The sequence below is a fragment of the Bacillus sp. TH19 genome (assembly GCF_016651075.1).
GTDB classification, from domain to species: domain Bacteria; phylum Bacillota; class Bacilli; order Bacillales; family Bacillaceae_G; genus Bacillus_A; species Bacillus_A mycoides.
Genome location: NZ_JAEKEO010000007.1, coordinates 2,472,950 through 2,490,473 on the forward strand (window position 1 = coordinate 2,472,950; position 17,524 = coordinate 2,490,473).

General features: G+C 34.1%; 21 protein-coding genes, 5 pseudogenes and 1 other annotated feature. Of the genes and pseudogenes, 17 read left to right on the forward strand and 9 right to left on the reverse strand.

From position 1 onward, the window contains the following. Nucleotides 1-4: 4 nt before the first annotated feature. The 3 genes from JFU54_RS16500 to JFU54_RS16510 are packed head-to-tail and all read right to left on the reverse strand — an operon-like array spanning nucleotide 5 to nucleotide 3,178. Entirely contained in the window at nucleotides 5-1,114 is a 1,110-nt protein-coding gene (locus tag JFU54_RS16500; protein WP_201065437.1) for a DUF4018 domain-containing protein, read from the reverse strand. Continuing rightward, on the reverse strand, nucleotides 1,089-2,252 hold the full coding sequence (locus tag JFU54_RS16505) for a DUF58 domain-containing protein (RefSeq protein ID WP_201065439.1): 1,164 nt from the start codon (nucleotides 2,250-2,252) through the stop codon (nucleotides 1,089-1,091). Before JFU54_RS16505 ends, JFU54_RS16500 begins: the two co-directional genes overlap by 26 nt. Next, nucleotides 2,249-3,178 carry an AAA family ATPase gene (locus JFU54_RS16510; protein ID WP_201065441.1) on the reverse strand — a complete coding sequence of 310 codons (930 nt, stop codon included), beginning with the start codon at nucleotides 3,176-3,178 and terminating at the stop codon, nucleotides 2,249-2,251. The genes JFU54_RS16505 and JFU54_RS16510 overlap by 4 nt, the downstream gene beginning before the upstream one ends. Nucleotides 3,179-3,382: 204 nt before the next feature. Between JFU54_RS16510 and JFU54_RS16515 the strand changes: the two genes are divergently transcribed. Continuing rightward, complete coding sequence (locus JFU54_RS16515) at nucleotides 3,383-3,700, forward strand: PadR family transcriptional regulator (protein ID WP_000991891.1); 318 nt, start codon at nucleotides 3,383-3,385, stop codon at nucleotides 3,698-3,700. Between the two features lie 7 nt (nucleotides 3,701-3,707). Beyond that, a pseudogene (locus JFU54_RS16520) lies at nucleotides 3,708-4,234 on the forward strand (DUF2812 domain-containing protein). 116 nt (nucleotides 4,235-4,350) lie between these two features. Here the strand turns inward: JFU54_RS16520 and JFU54_RS16525 are convergent. Further along, on the reverse strand, nucleotides 4,351-4,647 hold the full coding sequence (locus JFU54_RS16525; protein WP_201065447.1) for a hypothetical protein: 297 nt from the start codon (nucleotides 4,645-4,647) through the stop codon (nucleotides 4,351-4,353). Between the two features lie 142 nt (nucleotides 4,648-4,789). Beyond that, entirely contained in the window at nucleotides 4,790-5,038 is a 249-nt protein-coding gene (locus JFU54_RS16530) for a hypothetical protein (RefSeq protein WP_000433610.1), read from the reverse strand. A 288-nt stretch (nucleotides 5,039-5,326) separates the two neighbouring features. Here JFU54_RS16530 and JFU54_RS16535 point away from each other — a divergent pair, with 288 nt between their 5' ends. The 12 genes and pseudogenes from JFU54_RS16535 (at nucleotide 5,327) to JFU54_RS16580 (ending at nucleotide 10,240) form a co-directional block, all read left to right on the forward strand. After that, nucleotides 5,327-5,710, forward strand: a complete 384-nt coding sequence (locus JFU54_RS16535; RefSeq protein WP_002013534.1) for a VOC family protein — start codon at nucleotides 5,327-5,329, stop codon at nucleotides 5,708-5,710. 15 nt (nucleotides 5,711-5,725) lie between these two features. Next, nucleotides 5,726-6,268, forward strand: a complete 543-nt coding sequence (locus tag JFU54_RS16540) for a GNAT family N-acetyltransferase (protein WP_002032891.1) — start codon at nucleotides 5,726-5,728, stop codon at nucleotides 6,266-6,268. Then, complete coding sequence (locus JFU54_RS16545; RefSeq protein WP_061688462.1) at nucleotides 6,268-6,852, forward strand: kinase; 585 nt, start codon at nucleotides 6,268-6,270, stop codon at nucleotides 6,850-6,852. Before JFU54_RS16540 ends, JFU54_RS16545 begins: the two co-directional genes overlap by 1 nt. After that, nucleotides 6,842-6,943, forward strand: a pseudogene (locus JFU54_RS30475) (DUF3887 domain-containing protein); the annotation flags it as partial. The gene JFU54_RS16545 and the pseudogene JFU54_RS30475, both read left to right, overlap by 11 nt. Nucleotides 6,944-7,118: 175 nt before the next feature. Further along, nucleotides 7,119-7,244 (forward strand): hypothetical protein, encoded by a 126-nt coding sequence (locus JFU54_RS30085; protein WP_002032886.1) that lies wholly within the window; start codon nucleotides 7,119-7,121, stop codon nucleotides 7,242-7,244. A gap of 60 nt (nucleotides 7,245-7,304) precedes the next feature. Further along, nucleotides 7,305-7,574, forward strand: a complete 270-nt coding sequence (locus JFU54_RS16550) for a hypothetical protein (protein WP_242245832.1) — start codon at nucleotides 7,305-7,307, stop codon at nucleotides 7,572-7,574. A gap of 42 nt (nucleotides 7,575-7,616) precedes the next feature. Next, nucleotides 7,617-7,978: pseudogene (locus JFU54_RS30220) on the forward strand (hypothetical protein). 23 nt (nucleotides 7,979-8,001) lie between these two features. Continuing rightward, complete coding sequence (locus tag JFU54_RS16560; protein WP_002032882.1) at nucleotides 8,002-8,445, forward strand: hypothetical protein; 444 nt, start codon at nucleotides 8,002-8,004, stop codon at nucleotides 8,443-8,445. Nucleotides 8,446-8,474: 29 nt separating this feature from the next. Beyond that, complete coding sequence (locus JFU54_RS16565) at nucleotides 8,475-8,663, forward strand: hypothetical protein (RefSeq protein ID WP_201065449.1); 189 nt, start codon at nucleotides 8,475-8,477, stop codon at nucleotides 8,661-8,663. 210 nt (nucleotides 8,664-8,873) lie between these two features. Further along, nucleotides 8,874-9,458, forward strand: coding sequence for an SMI1/KNR4 family protein (locus tag JFU54_RS16570; protein ID WP_201052408.1), 585 nt, complete (start codon nucleotides 8,874-8,876; stop codon nucleotides 9,456-9,458). Nucleotides 9,459-9,656: 198 nt separating this feature from the next. Continuing rightward, nucleotides 9,657-9,821: pseudogene (locus JFU54_RS16575) on the forward strand (DUF3887 domain-containing protein); the annotation flags it as partial. 107 nt (nucleotides 9,822-9,928) lie between these two features. Further along, complete coding sequence (locus JFU54_RS16580) at nucleotides 9,929-10,240, forward strand: hypothetical protein (RefSeq protein WP_002190010.1); 312 nt, start codon at nucleotides 9,929-9,931, stop codon at nucleotides 10,238-10,240. A gap of 41 nt (nucleotides 10,241-10,281) precedes the next feature. Here the strand turns inward: JFU54_RS16580 and JFU54_RS16585 are convergent, their stop codons facing one another. The 3 genes from JFU54_RS16585 to JFU54_RS16595 all read right to left on the reverse strand — a co-directional run bounded on the left by JFU54_RS16585 (nucleotide 10,282) and on the right by JFU54_RS16595 (nucleotide 11,655). After that, nucleotides 10,282-10,497, reverse strand: coding sequence for a helix-turn-helix domain-containing protein (locus JFU54_RS16585; RefSeq protein WP_000974615.1), 216 nt, complete (start codon nucleotides 10,495-10,497; stop codon nucleotides 10,282-10,284). A 10-nt stretch (nucleotides 10,498-10,507) separates the two neighbouring features. Next, nucleotides 10,508-10,990, reverse strand: a complete 483-nt coding sequence (locus tag JFU54_RS16590) for a DUF2975 domain-containing protein (RefSeq protein WP_002032872.1) — start codon at nucleotides 10,988-10,990, stop codon at nucleotides 10,508-10,510. A 512-nt stretch (nucleotides 10,991-11,502) separates the two neighbouring features. Next, nucleotides 11,503-11,655, reverse strand: coding sequence for a hypothetical protein (locus tag JFU54_RS16595; RefSeq protein ID WP_201065451.1), 153 nt, complete (start codon nucleotides 11,653-11,655; stop codon nucleotides 11,503-11,505). 143 nt (nucleotides 11,656-11,798) lie between these two features. Here JFU54_RS16595 and desA point away from each other — a divergent pair. After that, nucleotides 11,799-12,829 (forward strand): annotated as a pseudogene (desA, locus tag JFU54_RS16600) (Delta(5) desaturase DesA). Between the two features lie 470 nt (nucleotides 12,830-13,299). On the opposite strand, the gene proC reads toward desA, so the two are convergent. Beyond that, the gene (gene proC / locus JFU54_RS16605; RefSeq protein WP_201065455.1) at nucleotides 13,300-14,118 is read right to left on the reverse strand and encodes a pyrroline-5-carboxylate reductase; all 819 of its coding nucleotides are present in this window, start codon (nucleotides 14,116-14,118) and stop codon (nucleotides 13,300-13,302) included. A 380-nt stretch (nucleotides 14,119-14,498) separates the two neighbouring features. Further along, nucleotides 14,499-14,709 (forward strand) — a binding site (T-box leader). Nucleotides 14,710-15,006: 297 nt separating this feature from the next. Here proC and proB point away from each other — a divergent pair. Together proB and JFU54_RS16615 are read left to right on the forward strand one after the other, a co-directional pair. Continuing rightward, nucleotides 15,007-16,110 (forward strand): glutamate 5-kinase, encoded by a 1,104-nt coding sequence (gene proB / locus JFU54_RS16610; protein WP_201065456.1) that lies wholly within the window; start codon nucleotides 15,007-15,009, stop codon nucleotides 16,108-16,110. Between the two features lie 103 nt (nucleotides 16,111-16,213). Further along, on the forward strand, nucleotides 16,214-17,461 hold the full coding sequence (locus tag JFU54_RS16615) for a glutamate-5-semialdehyde dehydrogenase (protein ID WP_201065467.1): 1,248 nt from the start codon (nucleotides 16,214-16,216) through the stop codon (nucleotides 17,459-17,461). Nucleotides 17,462-17,524 lie beyond the last annotated feature (63 nt).

Consider the following 17,524-nt stretch of genomic DNA (forward strand, 5'->3'; position numbering starts at 1 on the left):
TACATCATTTTCTCTTCTTCTTCAAACTCTTCTGATACGCATAAAGCTTATGAACCTCTTCCTTAAATTCATGCAGAAGTACAGTGTTTTCACCATTTGAATAACGCACTGCATTATACGCGTCTATAATAATATGACTCTGAATATTTACCTCTTCTTCATCATTAATTCTCTCTAGCCAAGCTTCAACAGTTTCTCCTCGTTCTCGGTTTAAAGGAGGAGATAGCTTACTCTCGAGTTTGAAAATTTCTTTTCGAATTTCGTTATGTGGTGGTTTATTTCGTTTGAAGCGTTTTTGGTTAATGCCTTCTTTATCAGTAATGATTGTAGATTCAAAGACAGGCATATTTGGTAAACTTAAATGTTTTCGTTTTTTTACTATTTTCCAAACGACGTAAATAGCGATGGCTGTACAGACCAATATTGTAATGCTATTTATGAGAGTTGGATCAAAAGGACGCTGCCCCAGTTCCTCTTTAATTTGAGGATCTTTTAAATTTCCTTTATTCGACCAAAAGTCGTCTGTATCTTTTAATGCAGCTGCCGAGAACAATGGATTTAAAGCATAACCAAATCCTAAGGCAACTACTTGTATGATATAAGAAAAAAGAAGCCGAATATAAGGAAATACCGGAATAAGTAAAGCGCTAATTATTCCAATCGTAATAATAGAAGTGAAACGTAATAGCTGTTGATTACGATTGGAACCTGTTAACCAAAATGTAATCATAATGTGTAAAGTTAATAGTAACAATTTCCACAATGGCGGAAAGGGAGCATAAAATATAGCTGAAACGACAAACCATATAATACCGCCTAACGATTTTTGTACTGGATATCCCGGTCCAACAGAGTGTACGATAAAGAAAAACAGTGGTAATAATATTGTGCCTAAAATAGAGAAAGGTAGAAATAAAGAACAACCGATTATTTGAATAACTAACAGTAGTACAAAACCTGTTGTTTTTTTCTTCATAAATTTATGAATAAGAAATATTCCTACATAACCGGTCACTAAAAATATAGCAATACCAACTAGTTCGTCCCTTTCTGTTAATAACGAAAGGAGGAGGAGCAGAATAAAGTCATTAACGTGATAGAGCCAAGTTTTCAAGCTTTTCCACCATCCCTTCATTATTAATGAGGAACGTAGGCTGAGATAGAAGAGGGAGCTCCTTTTTCTGCAAACCAATGTATATCATTGTAGATGAGCGTACCCTTTTTCTCGTTACATAATGAAGAAATCCTTGTTTCGGAAGTAGCGTACTATCATCTGAAATACGTGCTAATTCTTCTAACGCTTTGGCGTAATGTGTTTGTCCTTCGTTTAATGGTAAAAGCAAAGGGCCACCTTCTGCTAAAACGCTAATAAATAACTCAAACGGAATTTGATGCTTCGTTGCGTATTGGCAAATGTATGTTGTAAAAGAAATAAGGTCTTCTACATTCTCTTTCCAACCAAACCCACGATCAGCAGCTAAAGAAAGACAAATTGTCCAACTATAATTTTTTACAGGTTCATATTGCTTCGCTTGTAACGCCTGCATTTTAGCAGATGCTTTCCAATGAATAGAGCGGAAAGATTCACGTTCATATCGTTTAACACCGATAATGGATGTTTCATCATTGTAAAAAGAGAAATTCGTTCGATACGAACCTGTTAATAGTTGCTGAAGTTCTTGTAAACCGGCTACCTCTTTAGGAGAAGGGTACACAATAATTTCAGTCTTTAACTTATCGAAAACAGGTAAATGTACAGTTAAAAGATGAAAAGGATCTTTTAAAACACATTCAAATTGTTCAATTTGAAAGACACCACGCTTCGTTGCGGTTAATGTTAAATCCCATTTTTGTGCCGAATGAGCAGGTTGTGAAAATGGGAAAGAAAATAACGTTTTTGATATTTGTTCAATCCCTTGATCTTTATGCGGTATAAGGGAAGAATCTAAATGAAAATAACAAACACCATTAACGAGTGGTATATTTGCCCCATTTTTTAAATGAATAAAAAACTGTCCAGATTCATCAGGGAAAAGCCGAGTTGTTTGTTTCTCGTTTATTACTTGAAACTTTTTCTCTATGTAAGCGACATATTTATAAATAAAAATCGCAAATAAATAGTAGAAGAAAAAGAGAAACATAATAATTCGTTGCGGCAGAAAAAACGTAAATAGTATAGCGCCTGGCACAGTTAATTGAATAATATGGAGCTGAAAAAATAAAGGTACAGTTACAACGCGCTGTCCATTCATGCTTGTTCAATCTCCACAGGTACGTCTACTTCTTTTAAAATCCTTTGCATTAATTCATTTTTTGTCGTACGTAAAGCTCCTTCCATTGACAAGACGATACGGTGATTCCAAACAGAAGGAACTAAAAATTGTATATCTTCAGGCGTGCAATATTCTCTCCCGCGTAAAAAGGCTAATGCTTGAACGGCACGTACTAAAGCTAATGTAGCACGCGGGCTTACACCGTTAGCAATGTAATCATGATTTCTTGTAGCGTGAGCAAGCTTAATAATGTAATGTTCTAACGGTTCTGATACGAAAATTTCTTTCACTTGTTTCTGTGCTTCTAAAATGTCTTCTAAAGAAATGACAGATGTGACGCTTTCTAACGGTGCATTGTTACGAAAACGGCGCATCATTTTTAATTCATCTTCAGGAGACGGATAACCAATTGAAATCGTCATTAAAAAGCGATCAAGTTGTGCATCTGGAAGAGGGAAAGTTCCTTGTGATTCAATCGGGTTTTGCGTCGCAATAACAAAGAACGGTTTCGGAAGAGGAGTAGACTGCTTTTCAAGCGTTACTTGTCGTTCTTCCATCGCTTCTAACAAACTAGATTGTGTTCTCGGCATCGCACGGTTAATTTCATCCGCAAGTAATATGTTTGTCACGACTGGTCCAAGTCTTAACTCGAATTCACTAGTTTTTGGATTGAAATATTCAATACCTGTTACATCACTCGGAAGTACATCAGGGGTAAATTGAACGCGAGAAAAATTACCACCAATGCTTTTAGAAATTGTTTTTGCTAGTAATGTTTTTCCAGTACCAGGTACGTCTTCAAGCAGTACATGTCCATCAGCAAGCAGTGAAACGAGGAGGAAATCAATTACATTTTCCTTACCGACAAAAACAGATCCTATGTTTTCTTTTAATTTATTTATCATATGTATCATTCCTTTCAAAATAAAAGCGGATATTTCTATATTTTAACAAATTATTCAGAAAATTGATATGATTTTTTAATCTGAAGAAATGGATATTTAATTTTAAAATTCCACTTGCATATTTTGGAATATGATTATACAATATCGTTATACGATGTATCGCGAGTCGATATATCATGAAGCGATGTATCGGAGGTAGTTATAATGAATGCGAAAGCGCAAAAATACATTCCATTAACTGAGGCGACATATTACATATTGTTGTCACTTGTAAAGCCAATGCATGGTTATGGAATTATGCAAATGGTAGAAGAGATGACAAATGGGGAAGTAAAGCTCGGTCCTGGTACTTTATATGGGAATACTACGAAGTTATTAAAAGAGAAATTGATTGTTGAAGTTGCCTCTACAGACAGAAAGAAGTGCTATGAGTTAACACCGTTTGGGAGAGAAGTGTTAGAGCTAGAGTATAACAGACTGCAGAGATCTGTAAGGAATGGAAACAGTATATTAGGGGAGTGAATGGAAGATGGAGACAAAAAGGGTATTTAAATTTTACGCGGGATGGAGTTTAGAAAAGAAGAAGCGTTTTTAAGAAAAATGCATCAAAAAGGTTGGGCATTACAAAAATATAATATAATGTATACGTTTAAGAAAACTGAGCCGAAAGATGTAATATATAAAGCAGATTTTAGATTGGATTATAAAGATTCAAAAGAAAAACAAAAAGAGTATTTCGAAATATACGAAATTTCCGGTTGGAAACGCGTAATGAGTTTTACAGGATGGAATTATTTTTGTAAGGAAGTAGAAGAGGTAAATGAATTGCCTGATATATATTCAGACAAGGAAACGAGGATACAAAAACTTACTGAGTTGTTACAGTTCATTGCAATTATGTTTGCAATGTTAATTCCAACGCTGTACTTATGTTTTTTTGGAGTATCAGAATCTGGATTATATAAAGGTATGATAGGATTTTTTGTTTGTATATATTTATATATATTTATTAATTTATTTTGGAAAATTAAAAAGTTAAAAAAGGAAATATTGTAACAAATCGTGAAATTTTTAAGAAGATGATTTCGTATTAGATTTATGGGAATCATCTTCTTTTGTTATGTAAAAAATTCTTTTTGTTCATTCTTTTTTATATAATAAAAACTATGTAATTAAGGCATAGAGCTAACGATAATAAAGATAACACCTGTAACAACACCTAAAAAAGTCATAAATGATGAAGAAACGATTAATAATAATGAACTACTGATTAATACTATTTTATTAGAGTTTTGATGTTTAAAGTGGTAATAAAGTAAAAAGCCGCAAACAGTAGAAACAATCCATATAGCTAGACCGTAAGGAGTTGTTATCTTCTTCCAATCAAAAATCCAAAAGTAGAGTATGATCATGTGGCAAACTAATAGTAGTAATGCGGATGGAATCATTAATCTGTTATTAAATATCATTTATTTCACCTCTCTTATGTAAAGATTACCAGAAGAGTATGGAGTTTAAAATATAATAAGGAAGAAATACGTTTTGTACTACCTCATTAAAAGGAAAAATCCCTTAAAGAAAAATCTATTTCTATAAGGGATAGTAATGATTTTATGAGAAAGACTGATTTTGCGCAGGTTTAATAAATTGTTCTGGATTTTCAACAAGCCCGCATACAGCACATTGGACGCGGTAAGTAGGTCCTTGATAAGCCATATGAAAAGCGTTCATCGTTTCATTTGTGTATTCTTCTTCTACTTGACCAGTTTGTGGATTTAATTTTACTGGTTTTACTTGTTGCTCAAGAATATTAAAGCGAGTTCGGTTCGTTTTACAACTTGGACAAAGCATTGGTTCCATATGTATACACCTCCATTTGTAGCATTTCTTAAGCGGTATGATTTTATGCAAGTAAAAAAACTTTCTCAATATAAATAGGTGTTTATTATATTTAAAATTCAGAAAAAATAAAATATAATAAATGTAAGAACTGGTTATGTCCAAACCAAATCTCCTGTTTTATGCCAATAAGCTGTGGGGCCGAGAAATCGGCCTCATTTTTTTGTGCTCATCTCTATAAGGTACAAGGTTTTTAAAAACATTTGTCGAATTTTTAGAGGTGAAGGTAAAGGTAAAGGGGGAATAAGTATGAACTTAAAAATGAAATACATTATTTTATATGTTGAAAAGTTTGAACAATGTCTTCAGTTTTATAAAGAAATTTTAAGATTACCAATAAGAGCAGAGCACGGTACATATATCGAATTTGAAACAGGAGCAACAATTTTAGCGATGAATACGCGAGAGGATGTTAAGGAGTTAACGGGACTACCTCTTACAGAAGGTGTACTACAATCTTCTCATTTTGAGTTAGGGTTTGTTGTAGAGGATGTAAAGGGAACGATTGAGAAATTAAAAGAACAAGGGGTTAAAGTTCTAGTTGAGCCAATCGTAAAACCGTGGGGACAAACAATTGCTTACATTGCCGATCCAGACGGTAATTATATTGAAATTTGTAGTTCATTAGAATAGAAGGAGAAAAAGAGGATGGGGTTTCCAAAATTAGAAACAGAACGTTTACTATTAAGAGAACTTACACTATTAGATGCAGAAGCGATGTTCCATTATTTTTCAAAAGAATCCGTTATTCGTTATTTCGGAATGGACTCTTTCGAAAATATTGAGCAAGCGAAAACGACTATTCAAACGTTTAGAAAGCGTAATGAAGAGGGAAGCGTATTTCGCTGGGGAATAGAGAAGAAAGGCACGGATCAATTAATTGGTACGTGTGGGTTTCATTTAATTAACAAGCATCATAAACGAGCTGAAATTGGTTATGAGCTAGATGATACATATTGGGGACAAGGATACGCAACCGAAGCACTGCAAGCAATGCTAGCTTACGGATTTGAAACGTTGCATTTTATAAGAATTGCAGCTGTCGTATATATAGAAAATGAAGCTTCCCGTAATTTATTAAAAAAATCCGGATTTCAAGAAGAAGGATTACTTCGAAAATATATGATTCAAAATGATGTTGCTCATGACACGGTCGTTTATTCATTATTAAAAGAAGATTGGCAAAAGTAATGAGCACAAATGAGATAATGAAGGTTATTAAGGACCATAAAGATGAGCGATTTATATTAGGTATAGACGGACTAAGTCGTTCGGGTAAAACAACGTTGGTTAAAAAATTAGAAGAAAATATGAAACGAAATGGAATCCCGTTTCATATTTTTCATATTGATGATCACATAACCGAGCGTAACAAGCGATATAATACTGGATTTGCAGAGTGGTATGAGTATTACAACTTTCAATGGGATATCGATTGCTTGCTGCGAAACCTTTTTCAAAAGTTACAAAGCGCTATTGAATTAGAATTACCTTTTTATCATGATGGAACAGACTCATGTGAAATGAAAGAAATACAGCTTCCTTTAGTAGGTGTAATAATTGTAGAAGGAGTTTTTCTGCAGCGAAAAGAATGGAGAGATTTTTTTCATTATATGGTGTATTTGGATTGTTCAAGAGAGACAAGGTTTCTACGTGAAAGTCCAGAAACGCAGAAGAATCTTTCAAAGTTTCAAAGTAGGTATTGGAAAGCTGAGGAGTATTATTGGGAAGCGGAATCTCCGAGGGATAGGGCGGATTTAGTAATTACAAAATGAAGCTAAGTATAAAGAAGTGCATGGAAAATTTGATAGCAAGATGAAAACCGCATTATCAGAGGGGAAAATGAAAGATCTTACGCCTGTAATGTTAAGCGATAATAAAGTTGTTTAAAAAATAATAAAATCCTTTGAAAAATAATAAAGTTCTTTAATTCTTATAGAACTAACCATGCAGGTTAGCTCTATAAAAAAATTTCAATTTATTACAAAGGGTAGAAAAGCATAATTTTTCAAAGGCAAAGCAAGAATGGGTATATTATGGAATGGTAGACAATAAGTTAACTGTCATCTATGTTGCCATGAAAGAGTTTAAATGGCATGAACTACAATTTGTAGGGCAGTTTATGAGTTCACAACAAAGAGAACGCTATAATATCATATTAAAATAAAAGAGGGGTAGAACATGCCATTCCATATAGGTAGTGCAAGAGCAGGTTTTACTAAGGTAAGTGGTACTAGGGGTAGGTGCATTCTATAAGTATTTAGGATATAGAGAAAACGGTAAAGATGTAATGGAACGACACGAAGCTTATGTTGAGGATATTCATGTAGAAACTGTAACGAAATACGGTAAAGTATACTGGAATACGATTGATAGTGAACTAGAATATGCAAAAAAAAAGATTAGTGAACTAGGATATACAGAAAAGGAAACTCTTAGAGATGTATTAATTAGGGCAGATAGATGTTTGAGAGACTATGGTTACGCTATAAAATAGTAGACTTTAGGAGAAATAAATCTATTTAAAGGGGTACCAAGGATGGGGAAATTCAAGAAAGACCAAAAGTAGTTGCACTTACATTTGAGGGGTTAACGCCATGTACCATTGTAAGAGTTGGTTGGATTTTTATTACGGTACAGGTAGAGGAAACAAAACATCTGTATTCGATTACAAAAGGTAAGATAGTTCCATTAGAAGAAGACAAATACTACTTATTAGAAGAGTGTATAAATGAAGAAGGTAACTTTGAAATAGGCGATGTGTTTGGTATTATTGATTCATCGAACTTAGAAAGTGTAAAGAAAGAATTTGCTAACAACGGTGAATTCGAGAAGAAAGATGGACAATATTATACAAGACTTAAAACAGGTAGTGAGTTACTGAAACAATACTTCAACTAATATTTCACAAAGGAGTATGCAATATGATTGAGATGAAACAGGTAAAAGTAGGGAGAGACCAAAAGGAGTCTCTTTTTGTTTTAAATGGTGAAGGTGACATTATATTAAGTACAGAGAAAAGGTCCATCTTAAACAGTTGGTGTAATCTATTAGGGATAGAGATACCGACTAATGTAAAAATAACAGAAGTAGACAATGTACATATAACTACATATCAAGTAGAGAAGACTGTCATGTGTAAGGAATTTATAGATAAGAAAGAAGTACCTTTAGGGGTATCTCCTTGTCTAACCTTTGTACCTATGAAAGACTGTGATGAATACATGGAAGTAATTGCTTACGTACATATTGACGAGAAAGTCACAACAATCTATATACCGCATGAAACTTCAAATGTATTTGTAGAGTTGTATACAGGAGAAGTAGACACTAGTGTAAAGTTACCATTTTTAAATTATAATTTCTAATTTCTAATTTCTAATAGGATGGTAGGAACATGATTCCAAATATAGAACTAGGTATCAAAACGGTAAAGGGCCAAGACTTTAAATTAGGTGATATATTAAGTGCAGATGGGTTAATAGACACAGTTGTAGTAATAGACGAAGAAGGTAACTTACATACACAAGTAAATAGTGAACCATCAATGGCATTCGAGTTAGAAGGTTTTATCATAGTAGAGTGAAAATGACCTAATTTTGATATTTACGGACATATTTCAAGTGGGAAAATATGCTCAACTCACCCTATCAATAATTACAATGGGATTATCTGCTTACATTTGCTTGAACAAAAAGATGAAATGAGGCTTTCGATAAAAGTGAATAATCTTATTTATGTTAGGTATATAGACTAATAAAAAAATTTTATATTTTATTATTGGGAGGACGAAATAATGGATTTGGTAAACAAATTTTTAAACGGCTTGAGAGCAGCATTATCAACAGATGATCTCGAGGCACTAAATAAAGCGTACAGTGCTACAAAAGATGATATTGATACATTAAGGTCAGAATATCCAAATTGTCCAGAATCACTAATCTCTTTACTTGAAAATATTGATGGTACATATTGGCGGAAATATGGAGAAAACAAAGTTGCGGTATGTATTTTAGGCTCAGATGTTGAAGAGTATCCATATTATTTGCTTTCTACACAGCAGATGCTCGAAAGTTCAAAAGAAGAAGAAGACGTCTCTTATCTTTTAGAATACCAAGATGACGAGGATACTGTTGATTCTAAGATAAATCCAAAAGGACTTCTCCCTGGCACTTATATTCATTTTTCAGACTGTATGAACAATGGTGGAACATCAAGACTCTATATTGATTTTAACCCTTCTGATGAAGGTGTATGTGGTCAAATAATTCGTTTTTTGCACGACCCTGATGAATATGAAGTGATTGCAAACAGCTTTGATGAGTATTTACAGGATCTTATTGATGGTGATTTTAATTTTCTAGAAGAAGAATCTCAATAATTTGTGAAGAATTACACTTCAACTAATGGGAGCTTTAGTTGAACAAGATTTAAACAAATTTATTATTTATATTTGTCTACAAACTCATTTAAAAGGTTAGAAATTAAACAACTTTAAAGAGCCTTACTACAATATGATTTGTAGCGAGGCTCTTATATTTTTAAATCAGAATTAAATAACATTATTATCACTTTACATGTAATTGAAAAAGCTGGTATATTCGAAAAGATTGAAAAAAAGTCGATTGAAGAAAAAGATGGTTTATATACTGTTGTTCTTGTAGCAAAATATAGTAAAGAACAACGTACCTTTATCATAACTTATAACGCTAAAGAAGAAATAGCAGGTTTATATATTAAATAAAAAACAGATACAGTGGAAGTTTCCACTGTATCTGTTTTTTTGTTTTAACTAAATTATGGTTATTCGCGCTAATATGAACACATAGCTATATAAAAGGGGTGGGTATTATGAAAACCGAAATAGTTCCCAAAAAGAAGTACAGTATAATAAGCTATATATCTTTACTCATCGGAATTATGTGTTTTTTATTCGTTTTTATAACTCCGACGAGAATAGCGAATGCGGGAAATATAGTTGGAGATTATGTAACGATTGCTCTTACAGGTGTAGGTATTATACTTTCAATAATCACAATGACGAAAAAAACAGAGAAAAAGGGGATAGCTATTATTTCATTAGTACTGTCCTCATCATTTTTTATATTTTGGATCATCGCAATTATTTTAGTTTTGACGGGTCAAGTTAGCTTCGCGCCGTAATGAGCAATAAAAAGAGTCCTTCATTAATAGAAGGACTCTTTTTATTCGGTATCTTCAGGTTGATATTCTAAAATATCCCCAGGTTGGCATTCTAATGCTTTACAAATAGCATCTAAAGTTGTAATTCTAATTGCTTTTGCTTTTCCATTTTTTAATATAGAAAGGTTAGCCATTGTAATTCCAACCTTCTCCGAAAGCTCTGTTACACTCATTTTTCTTTTAGCTAACATTACATCAATATTAATTATTATTGCCATGTTATTCACCTCAGACCGTTAAATCATTTTCTGATTTTATATCTATCGCATCTTTTAAAAGTCTTTGGAGAACGGCAGCAAAGACTGCGATAACCATTGAAGCAAAGATTAGGAGCATGCCAAGTATAATAATACCAGGTGCGTCATCTCTCTCTGCTACAAGATAGAAGAGTGGCATACCTACCACATATAAAATACTGATTGTTACTGCGCAGTTTTTTATCTTTTTTAAAGCCCTAACAGATAATTTCGAGAAAGCGTTACCCTTGTCAATGAAGCTTACAAGTTTAAAGGCTTGATATAGAGCAAAATAAAAAGGTATCACGGTTGCATATAGATTGATTAAAACAAGATATTTTATAAATGCAATATCCGGGAACAATTCCGCTGCATATTTCCCTATGTTAGGAACTAAAAATATACATAAAGCAAGAACAGGGATTCCAATCAGAATAATAGCTGTCTTTAAAAAGAGTGTTGATCCTTGTTTCATATAAAGCACCTCATTTATTAATTATCTATTTAATTTAACATGAAATTTATCGTTTAACAATAAATTTTTATTTATTATAATCTTGTTTTTATTGTTAAGCAAATTTAAATTTTAGATGAAAATAAAAAGTACTACTCTTTATAAAAAAGGGTGCCGAACAAATAGACTTCCTGTAATAAAAAAGTAGGGTGAATATGGTGATATATCATTGTTCCTTTGACGAAATATAGTGAAGATAATCGTTCCTTCTTTCTGTAAATGATGTTATGTTAAAAGTAGCGATTAAGTCTTTCTTATCCCGCCTTTAGAATTTATTCAACTGCTACAAGTAATTGAATAGTAAAACGCCCGATTATCCTTTAGATTACGGGAAATCAGCTTTTTAAATACAAGATCGCTTAGTGCACGTTATCAAGACATAAATTCAAAAAACGCTTAAAATATCAAGCTCCTAACATATTGTATATGACTAATATGTTAGGAGCTTTTATTTTTGATAATGATTATTACAGTTACGATAGTTGATTAACCATACTTTCTAAAAATTTGTCTACTTTTTCTTTTGATGTATCCGGCGTATGATAACCGATCGTAAATGTAAGCCTTCCATTATATGAGCTTACTCTCATTGTAAAGGATGGTGCATACACAATAGGTGATGACATATAACCGTCCTCAGCTACTAAATAAGTCCATTTGCTATCACCCTAAAAAATTTATACCCTGAACATAATACCTACTACTAACAATTTTGATTCATTTCTGTTATAATATGAATTAGCAACATAAAGGAAAGGAATTAGAAAAAATGACCTTACAAAATACTAAAAATTTAAAAAAACAAGTTGCTCCTTTTGAAAAATCAACGGCAAAAAAAGTGTTTGGCAAATTATCAATACGGTAGTGCCATTTATTATCTTATGGTACCTTGCTTATAAAAGTTTGTCCGTTTCTTATTGGTTAGCATTAGTTCCAGCTGTGTTAGCCGCGGGATTTATGACACGGGTTTTCATTATTTTTCATGATTGTACCCATCATTCTTTCTTTAAAAGCCGTCGTGTAAATAGAATAGTAGGGACATGTATGGGTGTTTTAACTTTATTCCCGTTTGATCAATGGGGGCATGAGCATTCCGTTCATCACGCTACAAGTGGTAATTTGGATAAGCGAGGTACAGGAGATATTTGGACACTTACAGTGAATGAATATTTGGCAGCGCCATTTAGACTCCGTTTAGCATATCGTTTATATCGCAATCCATTGGTTATGTTTGGGTTAGGTCCGATTTATGTTTTCCTACTTAAAAATAGATTTAACAGAAAAGGTGCTAGAAAGAAGGAACGCATGAATACCTATTTGACGAATGTTTTAATCGTTGCTTTAGTAGGGTTACTTTGCTGGACACTCGGATGGCAATCGTTTCTTTTAGTACATGGTTCCATATTCTTAATAGCAGGTTCAATAGGTATTTGGCTGTTTTACGTACAGCACACATTCGAGGATTCTTATTTTGAAGAAGATAAAGAGTGGGAATATGTGAAAGCGGCAGTGGAAGGAAGTTCGTTTTATAAACTTCCCAAAATCCTGCAATTTCTAACTGGTAATATTGGGTATCATCATGTTCACCATTTAAGTCCAAGAGTACCTAACTATAAACTAGAAGAGGCACACAATAATACGCTTCCTTTAAAAAATGTACCAACGATTACTCTTGCTACAAGCTTGCGGTCAATCCGTTTCCGTCTATGGGATGAGCAAAATAACAATTTTGTTAGCTTTAAAGACGTCAAAAAATTAGTGAAAAACAATGTTTCTATTCCAGTAAAATCAGAACTATAACTTCATCAAATATGACTGACTCCCCTTAATCATTTTCGATTTAAGGGGAGTTTTTGTTTAACTAGTAGATGTACGATATGGAGAAAACTTAAATGATTTAAATTGTAATTGCGGAGGATTAGGAAACAGGCATTAATAAAGGAGACAGTAAATATGTTATGTTAACAATGTGAAGCGTTTGATACCACAACTTTTTTAATGAATATCATGCTTCGTCTCTGAGAATATTTCAATAGACAGGAAATGATGTAAACGTAATACCAAAGTATCTTAATCTGAAAAACAAATAACAATAAGAGTTATGAAGTTATTTTGAGATAATAAAATGCAAAACGGACAAACTCAATTATTCATGAATTTGTCCGTTTATCTTATAGTGGAAACAGGGGAGTATGTAAACCACATGTGCATAAAGTGTAAAGCTGTTTAAAGATTTGTGTATTCAGCTAATCTGGTCTTTTTTGCAGTTGTTACTTTTTAGTTTGACCGGATAGTTCAACAGACTTTTGCGTACAACGCTGCATAGCTGAAATGATGGCTGTTCGTAAGCCTTTTTCCTCTAATGTTGCTACAGCTTCTATAGTTGTTCCACCAGGGGAACAAACCATATCTTTCAATGCACCTGGATGCATTCCTGTTTCTAGTACCATTTTTGCAGAGCCTAACACAGCTTGAGCTGCGAATTTATATGCTTGATTTCTTGGCATACCATCTAATACAGCTGCATCTGCCATTGCTTCTATAATCATATATACATATGCTGGCGAAGAACCACTTACAGATGTTACAACATCCATTAATTTTTCACTTACGATCTCCGTTTGACCAAAACTATTGAAAAGGATTAATACATCTTCTAAATCTTTTTCTGTCACCATTTCATTAGGACATAGCGCAGACATTCCTTCTCCAACAAGAGCAGGTGTATTAGGCATTACTCGTACAACCTTCAACTTTTTATCAAAAGCATCTTCAGTACTTTTAATGCTTTTCCCTGCAGCGATCGTTACGACGATAACATCGTTTTTTATCACTTCTTTTATTTCGTTAATTATTGATGCGTATAGGTCTGGTTTAATTGATAAAATTAAAATATCAGCATTTTTAGCTACTTCATTGTTGTCAGTTGTTGTAGTTAGCCCATATTTTTCACTAGCATGTTTTAAATTAGTAGTGTTTAAATCTGAACAAATGATTTTATTTGAAGACACTATATTTTTGTTTATCATCCCGCCAATCATAGCCATTCCCATATTTCCGCATCCGATGAATCCAATTTGTTTGTCCATAATAACTCAATCTGGCTCCTTTTATCATAAATTATATCGGTTTCAAATTATTATTCCAAAATAACAATAACATCCAAGTGCAATATAAAGAAACATTCTAAGAGAATACGTTCTTTTTTGCAATACAAAAAATAAAGAAATCAATTTTATTCTGTACTAAACAAGTGCATTCTCAATTATTTAATATTTTATGTTATTTACTATTTGGTAACGTTTAAAAGCATGTTGGAGAATAGGTATAGTTATATCAACTTTTTCTAGATATGGTGATATTCATAAGTGTGTACATAATTTCATACTTAAAGCTTGTCGCTCTATTCATTTTGAAAATACCTCTTGACACAAAAACGAAATATATAGCATAATATAAAAAATCAAATGGAAAATCGTTGAAGGGAAATAGTACATATGTCTTCTTACGAAAGAGAGTGGAATTCACCGGCTGAAAGATTCCTCGTATAGAATGTATCGAACCTATCCCCGAGTCTTAAATGAAAGTTTAGGCGTACGCCTGCGTTATAGGCGCCAAGTGGATATCTATGTATATCAATTAAGGTGGTACCGCGGAACAATGACCGTTTCGTCCTTTTTATTTTATTAAGGGCGAAGCGGTCATTTTTATTTTGCTCTTTAATAGGCTAGGTGCAGCACTGATAAGAATAGAAGCCGCTGTAAGCTGTATGAATAGAAGTGAAATTTATCCCGCATTAACGGGCAGTAAAACTCCCACCTCAAAATTCAGGTGGAGCAAAGAAGGTAGGTGGGAGATCAACTGCCCATAAATGCCCGATTGGTTCAACTAATAATCAGTGGGGGGATGAACAAAACCCCCACTGATTAAAGTTTCACTTTATAAAAACTTTGATTTTAGACTTGGGGGATAAAAAAGTGAAAAAACAACGAATTGTTGTAAAGATTGGGAGTAGTTCCTTGGCAGATAGTCACGGAGGCATCTCTAAAGAACAACTTTCAGATCACGTTGCTGCATTGGCACGATTGAAAGAGGAAGGGCATGAAGTTTTGTTGATTACATCTGGGGCAGTCGCTGCAGGTTTTTCTGCTCTAGGGTATTCTAGTAGACCTGTGACAATTAAAGGGAAACAGGCTGCTGCGGCTGTCGGGCAAAGTTTATTAATGCAGGCATACACGGAGGAATTCCGTAAATATGGTATCGTTACTGCACAACTTTTACTAACGAGAAGTGATTTTTCTAGAAAAGAACAATACAGTAACGCTTACGCTACTTTAGGAGAGCTACTAAACCGTTCTGCTCTTCCTATAATCAATGAAAATGATTCCATTTCTTTAGAAGAGCTAACGTTCGGTGATAATGATATGCTGTCAGCTTTAGTAAGCGGACTTGTTTCGGCAGATATGCTCATGATTTTTACAGATGTGAACGGTTTATATGACCAAAATCCTCAGAAAAATGCGGATGCGAAAAAATATCATTTCCTTCCTGAGGTAACGGAAGAAATTGCTTCTCTTGCAGGAGATGCTGGCTCAAAACTTGGGACTGGCGGTATGAAATCAAAAATCGATGCTGCAAAGACGGCACTATCTCTTGGAGTGAGTGTATTTATCGGAACGGGATGTGGACAGGAGAAGTTTTTAGATGTTATGAAGGGCAAAGGTGATGGAACATATATCGGGAATGCTCCTCAAAAAGTGATTAAGATGAACAAGCAATGGATCGCCTTGCATTCGCTTGTTAGCGGACAAATTGAAGTAGATGCGGGGGCAGCCACTGCCATCATTCAACATGGAAAGAGTTTACTTCCTGCTGGTGTTACAAATGTGTCAGGATTTTTCCAAGTGGGTGAAGTCGTGGAAGTAATCACGCAACAAGGGCGCGTAATAGGAAAAGGACAATGCACATATAGCGCAGAGGAACTAAGGAATTTAAAAGGTATGCAAAGCCAAGATATTCAAGCAAGAGGCGAAAGGCATAGTTATGAAGTCATCCATAGAGATCACTGGGTTTCATTTTAAGAAAAGAGAGCACTCAAATTTTAATGGGCAGGAAAGATTTAGATACTGGTGTTAAATGGTTATCAAATAAAAACTGATTAACCTTAAAAAGGAGGAAATAAAAATGAATGAAGTGTTGGCAAAGGGGAAAAAGGCGAAAGAAATTGCTAGAGAACTTGTACTTAAATCTACAAATCAAAAAAACGAAGCACTTGCTGCGATTGCTGATCAGATGATAGTAGAAACAGCTTATATTTTAGAGGAAAACAAACGGGATATTGAAGAAGGGAAGACAAAAGGATTTTCTGAGTCACTCCTTGATCGTCTTATGCTGAATGAACAGCGTATCATTGATATGACTGAAGGTATTAAGCAACTAATTGATTTACGTGATCCTGTTGGAGAGCGTGTTAGTGCATGGGAACGACCAAATGGATTATCTATTCAGGAAATGCGTGTACCACTTGGTGTTGTCGGAATGATTTACGAGGCAAGACCGAATGTAACGGTAGATGCTGCTACAATTTGTTTGAAAACAGGAAACGCAGTCATATTACGTGGTAGTTCTTCTGCTATCAATTCTAACAAAGCCATCGTTAGCGTTATTCACCGAGCGCTCAAACAAACAAGCTTGCCTCCAGAAAGTGTACAGCTCATAGAAGATACAACGCGAGATAGTGCAAAGCAGTTGTTTACATTGAATGAGTACTTAGATGTTCTTATCCCAAGAGGCGGCAAGCAGTTAATAGATACTGTAGTGAGAGAAGCATCTGTTCCAGTACTTGAAACAGGTGCGGGAAATTGTCATATTTTCATTGATGAAACAGCGGATAAACAAATGGCATTTGATATTATTATAAACGCAAAAACGCAGCGTCCATCTGTATGTAATGCAATAGAAACGATTGTACTTCATGAGAAGTGGGCGCAGCAATTTGGTAGCGAGCTGTTTTCTTCTTTGAAGGAAAGAGGCGTGGAGCTACGTGGAGATAGTAAATCATTGGCAATTGATTCTTCTATTGCATTAGCTTCAGAAGAAGATTGGGAAACAGAGTTTTTATCTCTCACACTGGCAGTTAAAGTGGTTTCCACTACAGAAGAAGCGATTCATCATATAAATACGTATGGATCCATGCATTCCGAAGCGATTATTACAGAGAACGAGGAAAACGTCAGTAAGTTTTTCACATCTGTTGATGCCGCAGCACTCTACCATAATGCATCGACTCGTTTTACAGATGGATCTGAATTCGGATTCGGTGCAGAAATTGGCATTAGTACACAAAAGCTACACGTAAGGGGACCAATGGGGCTACCTGCATTAACTTCTACAAAATATGTGATTCGTGGAAATGGTCAGATTCGAAGATAAAAGACACGCAATTAGTTTTATATATGAGTAAGGACAGTAAGGGACGATGTTCCTAATGTCCTT

What these genes read in the sequence shown, in the direction of transcription:
- JFU54_RS16530 (WP_000433610.1), bottom strand. Translation starts at nt 5,038, where the DNA reads ATGGAACCAATGCTTTGTCCAAGTTGTAAAACGAACCGAACTCGCTTT.
- JFU54_RS16505 (WP_201065439.1), bottom strand. Translation starts at nt 2,252, where the DNA reads ATGAATGGACAGCGCGTTGTAACTGTACCTTTATTTTTTCAGCTCCAT.
- JFU54_RS16615 (WP_201065467.1), top strand. Translation starts at nt 16,214, where the DNA reads ATGAATGAAGTGTTGGCAAAGGGGAAAAAGGCGAAAGAAATTGCTAGA.
- proC (WP_201065455.1), bottom strand. Translation starts at nt 14,118, where the DNA reads ATGGACAAACAAATTGGATTCATCGGATGCGGAAATATGGGAATGGCT.
- JFU54_RS16545 (WP_061688462.1), top strand. Translation starts at nt 6,268, where the DNA reads ATGAGCACAAATGAGATAATGAAGGTTATTAAGGACCATAAAGATGAG.
- JFU54_RS16525 (WP_201065447.1), bottom strand. Translation starts at nt 4,647, where the DNA reads ATGATATTTAATAACAGATTAATGATTCCATCCGCATTACTACTATTA.
- JFU54_RS16570 (WP_201052408.1), top strand. Translation starts at nt 8,874, where the DNA reads ATGGATTTGGTAAACAAATTTTTAAACGGCTTGAGAGCAGCATTATCA.
- JFU54_RS16515 (WP_000991891.1), top strand. Translation starts at nt 3,383, where the DNA reads ATGAATGCGAAAGCGCAAAAATACATTCCATTAACTGAGGCGACATAT.
- JFU54_RS16510 (WP_201065441.1), bottom strand. Translation starts at nt 3,178, where the DNA reads ATGATAAATAAATTAAAAGAAAACATAGGATCTGTTTTTGTCGGTAAG.
- JFU54_RS16565 (WP_201065449.1), top strand. Translation starts at nt 8,475, where the DNA reads ATGATTCCAAATATAGAACTAGGTATCAAAACGGTAAAGGGCCAAGAC.
- JFU54_RS16535 (WP_002013534.1), top strand. Translation starts at nt 5,327, where the DNA reads ATGAACTTAAAAATGAAATACATTATTTTATATGTTGAAAAGTTTGAA.
- JFU54_RS16540 (WP_002032891.1), top strand. Translation starts at nt 5,726, where the DNA reads ATGGGGTTTCCAAAATTAGAAACAGAACGTTTACTATTAAGAGAACTT.
- JFU54_RS16585 (WP_000974615.1), bottom strand. Translation starts at nt 10,497, where the DNA reads ATGGCAATAATAATTAATATTGATGTAATGTTAGCTAAAAGAAAAATG.
- JFU54_RS30085 (WP_002032886.1), top strand. Translation starts at nt 7,119, where the DNA reads ATGGTAGACAATAAGTTAACTGTCATCTATGTTGCCATGAAAGAGTTT.
- JFU54_RS16590 (WP_002032872.1), bottom strand. Translation starts at nt 10,990, where the DNA reads ATGAAACAAGGATCAACACTCTTTTTAAAGACAGCTATTATTCTGATT.
- JFU54_RS16560 (WP_002032882.1), top strand. Translation starts at nt 8,002, where the DNA reads ATGATTGAGATGAAACAGGTAAAAGTAGGGAGAGACCAAAAGGAGTCT.
- JFU54_RS16580 (WP_002190010.1), top strand. Translation starts at nt 9,929, where the DNA reads ATGAAAACCGAAATAGTTCCCAAAAAGAAGTACAGTATAATAAGCTAT.
- JFU54_RS16595 (WP_201065451.1), bottom strand. Translation starts at nt 11,655, where the DNA reads ATGTCATCACCTATTGTGTATGCACCATCCTTTACAATGAGAGTAAGC.